This is a genomic window from Pontibacter flavimaris, from assembly GCF_001907195.1.
GTDB lineage: Bacteria > Bacteroidota > Bacteroidia > Cytophagales > Hymenobacteraceae > Pontibacter > Pontibacter flavimaris.
The window spans coordinates 166530-178482 of record NZ_LVWA01000003.1 but is presented as its reverse complement, the minus strand read 5'-3'; the positions used below and the strand labels follow the sequence as shown (position 1 = coordinate 178482).

The window sequence follows — 11953 nt, the reverse complement described above, 5'->3', positions numbered from 1 at the left end:
TGCTAGTATGGTTTATACTTATGGAGCCTATAAGACTGGCGGCAACTGCTAAAAGTATAAACCTCAGCCATGGATTTCGTATCTTACCCTACTTAAGGTAAAAGCGAACTGCCATGCAGCACCCACAACTCCAAGACCTGCCCGACCTCATTCAACTGCGCCAGACCCTGCACCGGTACCCCGAGTTATCCGGAGCCGAAACCGCTACAGCCAGGCGCATTGTGTCCTTTCTGGAAAAGTATAAACCCAGCTCCATACTGACGCAGGTGGGCGGCACAGGCGTAGTGGCCGTGTTTGAGGGTGCTGATCCAACAACGGGCCCTACCATACTTTTCCGTAGTGAGCTGGACGCCCTGCCCATTCCGGAGGAAAACCCGGATTTAAAGTATACTTCAGAAGTAGCGGGAAAAGCTCACCTGTGCGGCCACGACGGGCACATGGCCATTTTAGCCGGGCTGGCCAGCCTGCTGCACGCCAATAAACCGGCCAAAGGCCGAGTGGTCCTGCTTTTCCAGCCGGCGGAGGAAACGGGTGCGGGCGCCCGTGAGATGCTTCAGGACGAACGGCTCCAGCAGCTGCAGCCCGATTACGTGTTTGCGCTGCACAATTTGCCGGGCTACCCGCTGCACCAGGTGGTCGTGAGGGAAAACGCCTTTGCCGCCGCCTCCACCGGTATGGTTGTAGAACTGCAGGGGCACCCCTCGCATGCCGCCGAGCCAGAAAACGGACTGAACCCCGGCGAGGCGATGGCCGAAATCATACTTGCCTTCCACCAGATCATCCGCCAGAAAACACTTTTCCAGGACCTCACGCTGCTGACAGTGATACATGCCCGGCTAGGCGAAGTGGCCTTTGGCACGAACCCCAGTTTCGGCACCGTGATGTCCACCCTCCGGGCCTTCCAAACCCGTGACCTGCAAAAACTGAAGGAAATGGCGGCACAGCAGGTACAAGCAGCTGCCGAAAAGTATTGCCTCAAGTATAAAATCAATTTTGTGGAAGAATTTGCGGCAACGGTAAATGATAAGGATGCGGTGCAGCTGGTGCGGCAGGCGGCGGAAAAGTTGCAACTGGAGATGCAGGAGAGCGTACAGCCGTTCAGGTGGTCCGAGGACTTCGGGCATTTTACGGCAAAGTATAAAGGGGCGATTTTCGGGCTTGGTGCCGGCACCGCGCACCCGCAGCTGCACCACGCCAACTATGATTTTCCCGATGCGCTCATCCCCACAGGGTCCGCCTTGTTTTACGAAATCATGCAGCAGATCCTCCAGCCATAAGAACTTATGCTTCACAGCTCTTACATCGAGATAAGTAAATCAGCACTTCAAAACAACATCGATTTCATCCGACGCGAAATTGGCCCTGACGTTCAGTTTTCATCGGTGGTAAAAGGGAATGCCTATGGCCATGGCATCGAGCAGTTTGCCCCGCTGGCGCAGGCCTGTGGCATCAACCATTTCTCCGTCTTCAGTGCCGATGAGGCTGACCGCCTGCTCAAAAACATCCCTCAGCCCGCCACTATCCTGATCATGGGCTACCTGGACAACCCGGAGCTGGAGTGGGCCATTCGGCACGACATGGAGTTTTTCGTGTTCGAGCTGGATAGGCTGCAGGAAGCCTCGGCCATGGCCAGAAAGCTGGGGAAAAGCGCCAAAATACACCTGGAACTGGAGACGGGCATGAACCGCACCGGTTTCGACAAAGCCGCGCTGGCCCGCGCGGAGGCATTTCTCGCCAGCCACCGATCCGAGGTAGAACTGCAGGGCATCTGCACCCATTTTGCGGGCGCAGAGAGCATGCAGAACCATGAGCGGGTGCTGCGCCAGCTGCAAAAGTATTACCGGCAGGTAGCGCGTTTGCAGCAGGCCGGGCACCTGCCCAGGCAACGCCACACGGCTTGCTCTGCCGCCATGATCTCCTACCCCGAGACCCGCATGGACATGGTGCGCGTGGGCATCATGCAGTATGGCCTCTGGCCCAGCCCCGAGACGTATAGCCGGTACATCAGCCGGCAGCAGGAGAAAAAAGACCCGCTGCAGCGCCTGATTAACTGGAAGAGCCGCATCATGAGCCTCAAAAGCGTGCCGCAGGGCGAGTATATTGGCTACGGCACCTCGTTTCAGGCGCCGCGCGATATGGTACTGGCCATTGTGCCCGTGGGCTACGCCTGGGGCTACAGCCGTTCCCTCAGTAACCAGGGGCAGGTATTGATAAAGGGCACGCGCGCGGCCGTGGTTGGTAATGTGAATATGAACGTGATGATGGTGGACGTAACGGACATTCCGGATGTAGAAAAAGACGACGAGGTGGTGCTGCTGGGCAGGCAGGGCAAGGAAAGTATAACCGTGGCCTCGTTTGGGGAGCTAAGCACGCAGCTGAACTATGAGCTGCTCACGCGCCTTCCACTGAACATACCCCGCTACATAATAGACTGATACGCCTTTATACTTCAAGCTATTGCTCAGCCATCCCCTCCAATCCCATACTTGACATAAATCCGCTGCTCAGGCAATCTTTCCAGTAGCTGAAAACAGACTTCCCCGGGTCCCTGGTAACGGTGATCGTGCCTTGCCGCGGCTTCTCGCCCTTGCTGGGATTGCTGTCTTTTATCGCTACCTTGTCGGCCACTTTCGAGAGCACCTTTTTACCGAAACTCTGTTCCCCGCCCGTGCCCTTGGTGAGCAGATCCAGCTTCAGGTTGTTGTAATGCAGGTGCATGCTGCCGTTTGCCTGCGCCTTATTTAGCTCCACCCTGAACTTTCCGCGGGTTACATGGCCGCTCTCCACCCTGACAAACCCGGTTGGCATGAGGATAGGGTTCAGCATCTGCAGGTTCGTTTCCCCAATCGTTCCCTCCAACGTATGAAAGCCGTTTTCATCGAGCAGCGGCAGGCGTATGGTTACCTCCAGCAGTGCCCTGTCCATCACCTTCGTGCTTGCTTTAACGATAGTGGGCTTCTCCCTTGTCACCTGCCCCTTTATGTTGGATATATTGCTGAAGCCGGCGTTAAGGTGATGAAAGGTGATATGCCCCCGCTCCGCAGCCTCCGGCACCAGCTCCGCGTAACGGATATAGCCGCTCTTCAACTCCAGCGAGTCGATCAGAAAAGGCGTTTTTATACTTTGCACCAGTTCGTGCGGCAGCTTCTTCCTTCCTTTATCCTGAAAGTTCTGCTTATCCTTGAAAGCCGTGAGCGTAGGGCTTTGCAGCAGGGCGTACTTCACCCGGACGGTGTTGTGGCGGGAATGCTCCCCGAAGTCTATCCCCTTTAGCCATACCTGCGCGGCCTCCGCCTCCTGGTGCGTGACGGCCTCTCCTTTGGCACGCGCCATCGCGGCCGGTTCAGCCAGGGGCACTATTTTTATACTTTGCAGCAACAGCTCACCTGCCTGTGTATCCACGTTGATGGAATCGGTGCTGAGTTTGTAGAACTCATCCGGGAAGAGGACATGAGCGTTTGCGCCAGCCAGCTTATACTTCTTCCCGTAATAGGCCCTTCCTTTTGCCAGGAAAGATGCGCTATCGAGCCTGAAGTCATCTACGGCAAGCTGGAAGCTCCTAAGGGAGAAGAGCGTATCGGGAGCAGTGCCATCGCGGTAGTAGAGGTTTGCCTGCCGCACGTTAATCTTCCCGATAGCCAGCCCCTGAAGAAACCCTTCGGCTGTTTCGTGCAGTGGCTGGTGCGCTGGCGTGGTATCCGCCTGCATCACCGACAGCAGCAATGTTGGCTGCTGCACCACCAGCTCGTCGAGCCGCACCTCCTGTTTTAAAAAGGCCCTGGTATAGCTCAGCTTCCGCAGGTTTATCGTTCCGGTGCGAAGCTCCAGCAAGGTGCGCGGCACCTTTTGCCCCTGCTTGCTCAGTTGCTGCCACCTTTCGTGGTCCGGCTTCAGAATTAAACTGTCCACGGAGAGGCTGCCGAGAAAGGGCGAGGTTTCCAGGCCGTGCAGGTGCAGGCGGTACACGCCCTTAGACTGCGCTGCCACCATGCGTTCCAGCCTGTGCTGCATCCAGATCGTGAAGAAGAAAAGCCCTACGAAGAGAAAGACGGCCACGCCCACCACCCAGGCTGCTGCCTTTAGCCATCTTCTTGCCTTTATAGAACTTTTATCGGGGTTGTCTCGCATGTATACACAGTTTTTGCATACCATACGCATAATTTAAGGTGCAGCCGACGCGTGGCGCGTAAATATTCGATCTTAACTTACAAAGAGGAAGATTTTTATACTTTCGGCCATGAAAAAAGTATAGTAATAAGTCGATGCGGCCGTACCTTAGCCCTACTTTCGCACGGCAGGATTAACAAACCACTCAATCAAGGAAACTATGAACTCCCCGAAATGGATCGACCGTATCCTGTACCCGTTTGCACACCATACGTTGGATCTGCCGGCAGGGAAAATGCATTACGTGGACGAAGGCGCCGGCGATCCGATTGTGTTTGTGCATGGCACCCCCACCTGGTCATTTGTGTGGCGGCAGCAAATAAAATCCCTTAGCCGTGCCTACCGCTGCATCGCCCCGGATCATCTGGGTTTTGGCTTGTCTGAGAAGCCTGCTGCTCTTGCCTATACGCCGGAAGCACACGCCGATAACCTGGAACAGCTCATCAACCACCTGCAGCTAAAGAACATCACACTGGTGGTGCATGACTTTGGAGGGCCGGTAGGACTGCGGTATGCGTTGCGGCACCCTGAGAACGTAAAAAACCTCGTGATCCTGAACACCTGGATGTGGGGCCTGGCAGCAGAAAGCAGCATGATGAAGATCAGCCGCTTTATGGCCGGTGGCGTAGGCAGGTTTCTATACTTGCAGCTAGGCTTTTCGGCTAAGGTGCTCCTGCCACAGGGCTACCACGAAGGCAAGCACCTGACAAAGGACATCAAACGACACTACCAGAAGCCCCTCTCCACCGCCGCCAGCCGCCAGGGAACCTGGCAATTTGCCAAAGCCCTGCACGACTCCGGGCCATACTTTGCGGAGCTGTGGCAGCAACGCGAGAGGCTACGAAGTATAAACAAGCTTATACTTTGGGGCGAGAAGGATAAGCTGCTGCCGCTGCACTTGCTGGCTACCTGGGAGCAGGAGTTTCCGGAGGCAAAAGTAATAAAGTATAAAGCCGGCCATTTTGTGCAGGAAGAGCGCGGCGGTGAAGTGGCGGACGCGATCCGTAGTTTTATCGAAAGCCACTGAAAGCAAAAGCAGCATAGGTGTAAACGTATACCTATGGCTGCTTTCATAACTTTGCTTCCGGTTACTTTTTCTGATGGCGCTCCTGCAGCACCGCCACCACATCTTTGAGCTCCAAACCTGTGGCAGCCAAAAGCACCAGCAGGTGATACAGCAGATCAGCCGCTTCGCCTTTCATGGTGTCCAGCTTGCCGGCTACGGCATCGATAACAGTTTCAACGGCTTCCTCCCCCACTTTCTGGGCGATCTTGTTCACGCCTTTGTCAAGCAGGAAATTGGTATAAGAGCCTTCCACCGGATGGGCTTTGCGCTCCTGAATTACCTGCTCCAGCTGCGCGATAAACTGAAAGGCTTTCACTCTTTCAGCCGTCTCTTCCTCGCCAAAGCAACTGGTGCTGCCGGTGTGGCAGGTGGGCCCGTTCGGCTTTACCTTGATCAGCAGGGAATCATTATCACAGTCTTCGGCAATACTGACCACTTCTAAGGTATGGCCGGAGGTTTCGCCTTTGGTCCAGAGGCGGTTTTTGGAGCGCGAGAAGAAAGTGACGAGTCCCTGCTGCCGCGTTTTGTCCAGCGCCGCCTGGTTCATGTAGCCCAGCATCAGCACCTGGCCGGTTTGGTTATCCTGTATCACGGCAGGCACTAGGCCGCCGGCTTTATCGAAATCTAACATAGTTAGAAGGTTAGAAGGTTAGAGAGTTGAGGAGTTACTCATTCGCTCAATAAGTCATCCACGCATTAAAATTAAATCCGCACCGCCACGCCCTGCTGCTTCAGGTACTGCTTCAGGTCCGGAATGGCCAGTTCTCTAAAGTGAAATAAACTGGCGGCCAGGGCTGCATCCGCATTTGCCTTCAGAAAGGCATCAGCAAAGTGCGCCATACTTCCGGCACCGCCCGAGGCAATCACCGGCACGGTAACAGCATGGGCCACCTCACTAGTAATATCCAGCGCGAAACCTGCTTTAGTCCCGTCGTTGTTCATACTTGTCAGCAGGATCTCCCCGGCACCTAAGTCCACCACTTGCTTGGCCCAGTCAACGGTTTGGTGTTCGGTTTCTATCGTTCCGGCACGGGTGTATACTTTCCAGCCAGTGGCTTCTTTATACTTGGTATCGATGGCCACGGTCACGCATTGGCTGCCAAAGTACCTGGCCAGTTCCGCAACCAGTTGTGGGTTTTTGATGGCGGATGAATTCACAGATACTTTATCGGCCCCGTTTTGCAGCAGCACCTCCACATCGGCGACGGAGCTGATGCCACCACCCACGGTAAAGGGTATGTCGATGTGGCGGGCAATGTCGCGCACTAACTCTGCAAATGTCTTGCGGCCTTCGTTGGTGGCAGTGATGTCCAGAAACACCAACTCATCGGCGCCTTGCCGGGCGTACCATTTTGCCAGCTCCACAGGGTCTCCGGCATCGCGGATGTTCTCGAACTGCACTCCTTTTACGGTGCGGCCGTCTTTAATATCCAGGCAGGGAATAATGCGCTTGGTTAGCATATAAATCGTTCTAAGTCTTTTAAACTGATAGTGCCTTCGTAAATGGCTTTCCCAATGATGGCTCCTGCAACGCCGATCTCCTGCAATTGCTCCAGGTCATCCACGGTGGTTACGCCGCCACTGGCAATAATGCCGGCTGCCGGTTGCGTCAGTTTCAGGTGGCGGTAGGTGTTGAGGGATGGCCCTTGCAGTTTGCCGTCTTTGCTCACGTCAGTGCAGATAAACAGCTGGGCCCCTGTCTGCACATAGCCCGAGATGAAATCCTGCAGCGGGAATTTGCTTTCTTCGGTCCAGGCGGAGATGGCGATGTTGGTGCCCTTGAAATCGGCTCCGATGATGATCTTATCCGCCCCATACTTTAAAAGCCAACTTTTCACTGTTTCCGGCTCGCGAACGGCGATGCTTCCAGCTGTGATTTGCGTTGCGCCTGCGTCAAACGCCTGTTTCACTGCTTCATCCGACTGCAAGCCGCCGCCAAAGTCGATGGTGAGGTTGGTGTTCGAGGCTATACTTTCCAGCACGCCCAGATTCACCGGCTTGCGGGCACGGGCTCCGTCCAGGTCTACCAGGTGCAGGCGCTTGATGCCACTGGCCTCAAAGCGCTTGGCTACCTCCAGCGGATTGCTGTCGTAGGTGGTTTGCCGTGCGAAATCGCCTTCAGTCAGGCGCACGCACTGGCCGCCGATTATGTCTATGGCAGGGATAATTTCCATCATAAGGCAAGGAAGTTTTTAAGTATCTGTGAACCGGCAGCGCCGCTTTTTTCGGGGTGAAACTGCGCGGCGTAGAAGTTTTTATACTGCAGAGCTGCTGAAAAGGGCTCCGGGTAAGAGGTCTGGGCGATGGTATACGCACTTACCGGCACGTAATAGCTGTGCACATAGTAGACATACTCTTGTTCCTGCAGCCCCTCAAATAATGGTGTCTGTAAGTTTTCCAATTGATTCCAACCCATGTGCGGCACCTTTAAATCGGTTTCAAAGTGCTTTACCGGCAGCGGAATGATGTTGAGCAGGTCAGTGTTGCCTTCTTCGGAGTGCTGGCAGAGCAATTGCATGCCCAGGCAAACACCAAAGAAAGGCTGCTCCAGCGTGGGCAGCAGTTTGTCCAGGTTGCGGGCTTTTAGCTGCGTCATCGCCGAGGCCGCCTGCCCCACCCCCGGAAAAATCACCTTGTCCGCCGCCTTGATCGTCTCGGCATCCGCGCTTAAGGTGGCCTGCACGCCCAGCCGCTCCAGCGCAAACTGCACCGACTGCACGTTTCCGGCTTTGTAATCAACTATAACCAGGTTCATCTTTTAAAATTACGAATGAATAATGATGAATTATGAATCAGTGCTAAAGTATAAATCCTGCCAATCTTATAATCCTGCAAATCCTGATCTAAAACAAAAAAGCCTGACTCGTCTCGGAGTCAGGCTTTTGAAAATGTATAGCAATTAAACTACTGTCAAATTCATAGGCGTACGGCTCCGAAACTGTTGCTTCGTGCATGGTGATGGTGCATATGAGCCATGGTGCCTTTCATTGCTGCAAATATACGGCGGGCAAAGTATAAAACCATAACACAATCACTATTTCTTCGCGGACTATACGTTATACTTCATTTCAGAATATCAGCAATTGGCTTAAATTTGAAGTATGAAAAAGATACTTATACTTGCTGGGGTGTTTGCCGTGACAATGGCGCAGGCACAACAGCGCATGACCCCGGAACTGCTCTGGAAACTGGGCCGTGTTTCTGCCGAGACGGTAACACCAGACGGTAAGTCGGTGCTATATGGCGTGACCTACATCAACATGGATGAGAACAGCGGGGAGCGCAACCTCTACGCCATTCCTGTAACAGGTGGCCAGCCAACGCAAATCACTTCTACCAAGGGCGGCGAGAGCGTGGTGCATATAGATAAGACGACCGGCAACATCGTGTACCTGCACAAGGGCCAGCTATGGCAGCTAACCGGCGGCAAAGGCGAGCCCAAGCAGCTCACCAACGTGCAAGGCGGCCTGAGCAACGTGCGCTTCTCACCGGACGGCAAGCACCTGCTCTTCTCCCGCGAAGTGGAAGTAAAGGAGGTACACAGCACTGACAAGTATCCGGAACTCAAAAAATCAGATGCCTACGTGTACGACGACCTGAACTACCGCCACTGGGACACCTGGGAGGACGGTAAATTTCAGCACGTTTTCTTTGCTCCTTACGCTGATGGTAAAGTAGGCACGCCGGTAGACATTATGCCAGGCGAGCCTTATGATACGCCACAGATGCCTTTTGGCGGTAAGGAAGACATGATATGGACGCCGGACAGCAAGGCTATACTTTATGTGAGCAAGAAAAAGTATGGCAAGGAGTACGCCGTGAGCACCAACACCGACATTTACCGCTTCGACATCGCCAGCCGCAAGACCACAAACCTGACCGAGGACAACAAGGGCTACGACACGCAACCACTTTACAGTGCCGACGGTTCTAAATTGGCCTGGTTGCAGATGGATGAAGACGGCAACGAAGCCGATCAGAATGAGCTGATCATACTTGACACCAATTCCGGTAAAAAGTATAACCTGACCAAAGACTGGGACGAGACAATCAACTCCTTTGAGTGGAGCCACGACGGCAAAAAGATCTGGTTTGTAGCCCCTACCAAAGGCACGATCCAAGTTTTCGACGTTTCGCTTCCCAAAAACCTGGACAAGTTCGCGGCTAAAAGTATAAAGCAGGTGACCAAAGGACAGTTCGACGTGAACGGCATCGTGGGGCAAGCCGGCAACAACCTGATCGTGTCGCGCAACGACATGAACCACGCGCCGGAGCTTTACCGTTTGGAGCCAAAATCGGGTAAGCTGACGCAGCTCACGAAGGTAAATGACGAAGTATACTCGAAGCTTGCCATGAGCAAAGTAGAGCCGCGCATTACCAAAGCCAGTGATGGCAAAGACCTTTTTTCGTGGGTAGTGTATCCGCCTAATTTCGACCCAAACAAGAAATACCCTACCCTCTTGTACTGCCAGGGTGGACCGCAATCGGCTTTAACGCAGTTTTACTCTTACCGTTGGAACCTGCAACTCATCGCGGCACAGGGTTATATTGTGGTGGCGCCAAACCGTCGCGGCATGCCGGGCCACGGCGAAGAGTGGAACCGCCAGATCAGCGGCGACTGGGGCGGCCAGCCTATCCGCGATTACCTGTCTGCCATTGACGATGTAGCCAAAGAAGCTTATGTAGATAAGGATAATTTAGGTGCCATTGGTGCCAGCTACGGTGGTTATTCGGTGTTCATGCTGGCTGGTTTGCACGAGGGCCGCTTTAAAACCTTTATCGCCCACGACGGCTTGTTTGACATGCGCAGCTGGTATGGTACTACCGAAGAAATGTTCTTTGCCAACAACGAGCTGAAAGGCCCCTACTGGGATACTAAGTCGCCGCAGAGCTACAAGGAGTTCAACCCAAGCGAGTACGCCAGCAAATGGGACACGCCGATCCTGATCGTACAGGGCGGGCAGGATTTCCGCGTTGGCATAGAGCAGGGCTTGCAGGCTTTCCAACTGGCACAGCTCAAAGGCATCAAGAGCCGCCTGTTATACTTGCCGGATGAGAACCACTGGGTGCTACAGCCGCAAAATGCGATTGTGTGGCAGAGTGAGTTCTTCAAATGGCTCGACGAAACACTGAACAAAGAAGTAAACTAACGAATAAAAGCCCGGTGCAGTGTTGCACCGGGCTTTTTGTTTCTTGTCAAGTAAGGAATTGTCCCCTTGAGGACAAGTGAGAACGAGAGTTCGAAACTTGCGACCATAGGTCAAGAGGGGTGTTTACTCCTGCATGATAAACATCCCCCTCCCCCTTCAAAGGGGGACTTCTTCTAAATTTGTAGCCGTTGTTGGTGTTATCACCAACAACCACACGTTAGCAATGAGGCAAATTCAAATACCAACAGTACCAAGCCTCTAAATTGAATGAGTTTCCTTGTTGAAGTTAAACAAACCGGCTTGGTTGTCGGTGATAACACCAACAACGGCACGAAACTAAAGTATAAAAGCCCGGAACAATGGAGTACCGGGCTTTTTCTTTATTGTCAGAAAAGGAAATTTCTTTTGCTGGCGCGGATTTGCAATCCGTGGCTTACTATAAAAGTGGATCTGCGATCTACTGGGCCAGAGGCGCAAACTATAGCCAAACACAAGCGAGGACGCTCGCGCCATGGGAATAGTATTCGAGCAACGAATAACGATCAACCAATAACGAATTCTAGAAACTCTCCCTTAACGCATAAGCCTGGCGCATCTGCTTAATCAACCGCTCAGATTCCTGGAAATTCAGCGTCTGCTGCCCATCGGAGAAAGCCTTTTCCGGCGTATAATGCGTTTCGAAGATCACGCCGTCCGCTCCGGCCATCACCGATGCTAAAGCCATACTGGCTACATAATCGCGCAGGCCGATGCCATGCGACGGGTCCACGATCACCGGCAGGTGGGTTTTCTCTTTCAGCACCGGCACTGCATTCAGGTCGAGGATGTTGCGGTAGGCTTTTTCGTAGCCACGGATACCGCGCTCGCAGAGCATGATCTTTTCGTTGCCGTTCGAGAAGATGTACTCGGCTGCCTGCAGTAATTCTTCCAGGGTGCCGGAAATGCCCCGTTTCAGGAGCACCGGTTTCTGCGCCTCGCCTAAGGCATCCAACAGGTTAAAGTTCTGGCTGTTGCGGGCTCCCACCTGGAATACATCCACGTAATCGATCATCTCCTCTATCTGCGACACCTGCATTACCTCGGTAATAATTTTGATGCCGTTCTCGCGGCAGATGCGGTGGAACGTCTTCAGGCCATCTATCCCCAGGCCGCGGAAGGCATAAGGCGAGCTACGCGGTTTGAACACGCCGCCGCGCATGATCTTCACGTTATTCTCCACCAGATGCGCCACTACTTTTTCAATCTGCTCCTCGCCCTCGATCGAGCACGGACCAGCCATGATGCTGAAATTGCCTTCGCCAACCGTCACCCCGTCACCTAGATCAATAACGGTAGGATTCACGCGCCACCTGCGCGAAATCAGCTTATACTCTTCCGACACGCGATGAATGTCGGCCACGCCTGGCAGTTGCCCGATCTGGCGTATGTCGAACTCCTTTTTGCCGATGGCCACCAGGTAGTGCGCCTGCTGCGTAACCACTTCGTTGGCTTTGTAGCCGATTTCCTGCACCTGCTTCAGAATGTTTTCTTTCAGCTCCGCCGGAATTCCTTGCTGCAGTTGTATAATCAT

General features: G+C 53.7%; 10 protein-coding genes. 4 read left to right on the top strand and 6 right to left on the bottom strand.

The genetic code is table 11. The features are described 5' to 3' along the window. Nucleotides 1–113 precede the first annotated feature (113 nt). Both A3841_RS03000 and alr read left to right on the top strand, forming a co-directional pair. On the top strand, nucleotides 114–1277 hold the full coding sequence (locus A3841_RS03000; protein ID WP_073850837.1) for an amidohydrolase: 1164 nt from the start codon (nucleotides 114–116) through the stop codon (nucleotides 1275–1277). A gap of 6 nt (nucleotides 1278–1283) precedes the next feature. After that, nucleotides 1284–2435 carry an alanine racemase gene (gene alr / locus A3841_RS02995; RefSeq protein WP_073850836.1) on the top strand — a complete coding sequence of 384 codons (1152 nt, stop codon included), beginning with the start codon at nucleotides 1284–1286 and terminating at the stop codon, nucleotides 2433–2435. Nucleotides 2436–2454: 19 nt separating this feature from the next. On the opposite strand, the gene A3841_RS02990 is transcribed toward alr, so the two are convergent. Beyond that, entirely contained in the window at nucleotides 2455–4128 is a 1674-nt protein-coding gene (locus A3841_RS02990; RefSeq protein ID WP_139307867.1) for a hypothetical protein, read from the bottom strand. 199 nt (nucleotides 4129–4327) lie between these two features. On the opposite strand from A3841_RS02990, the gene A3841_RS02985 reads away from it, so the two are divergent. Continuing rightward, a complete protein-coding gene (locus A3841_RS02985; RefSeq protein ID WP_073850834.1) occupies nucleotides 4328–5194 on the top strand; it encodes an alpha/beta fold hydrolase in 867 nt (288 codons plus the stop codon). Nucleotides 5195–5255: 61 nt separating this feature from the next. Here the strand turns inward: A3841_RS02985 and hisIE are convergent, their stop codons facing one another. From hisIE to hisH, 4 genes are all read right to left on the bottom strand, one after another. After that, nucleotides 5256–5864, bottom strand: coding sequence for a bifunctional phosphoribosyl-AMP cyclohydrolase/phosphoribosyl-ATP diphosphatase HisIE (gene hisIE / locus A3841_RS02980; protein WP_073850833.1), 609 nt, complete (start codon nucleotides 5862–5864; stop codon nucleotides 5256–5258). Nucleotides 5865–5935: 71 nt separating this feature from the next. Beyond that, on the bottom strand, nucleotides 5936–6694 hold the full coding sequence (gene hisF / locus A3841_RS02975; protein WP_073850832.1) for an imidazole glycerol phosphate synthase subunit HisF: 759 nt from the start codon (nucleotides 6692–6694) through the stop codon (nucleotides 5936–5938). Beyond that, nucleotides 6688–7410, bottom strand: a complete 723-nt coding sequence (gene hisA, locus A3841_RS02970; RefSeq protein ID WP_083610172.1) for a 1-(5-phosphoribosyl)-5-[(5-phosphoribosylamino)methylideneamino]imidazole-4-carboxamide isomerase — start codon at nucleotides 7408–7410, stop codon at nucleotides 6688–6690. The genes hisF and hisA overlap by 7 nt, the downstream gene beginning before the upstream one ends. Beyond that, the gene (gene hisH, locus A3841_RS02965; RefSeq protein WP_073850831.1) at nucleotides 7407–7988 is read right to left on the bottom strand and encodes an imidazole glycerol phosphate synthase subunit HisH; all 582 of its coding nucleotides are present in this window, start codon (nucleotides 7986–7988) and stop codon (nucleotides 7407–7409) included. The genes hisA and hisH overlap by 4 nt, the downstream gene beginning before the upstream one ends. 346 nt (nucleotides 7989–8334) lie before the next feature. Between hisH and A3841_RS02960 the strand changes: the two genes are divergently transcribed. Then, nucleotides 8335–10383 carry a S9 family peptidase gene (locus A3841_RS02960; protein ID WP_073850830.1) on the top strand — a complete coding sequence of 683 codons (2049 nt, stop codon included), beginning with the start codon at nucleotides 8335–8337 and terminating at the stop codon, nucleotides 10381–10383. Nucleotides 10384–10942: 559 nt separating this feature from the next. Here A3841_RS02960 and aroF read toward each other — a convergent pair. Beyond that, nucleotides 10943–11953, bottom strand: a complete 1011-nt coding sequence (gene aroF / locus A3841_RS02955) for a 3-deoxy-7-phosphoheptulonate synthase (protein ID WP_073850829.1) — start codon at nucleotides 11951–11953, stop codon at nucleotides 10943–10945.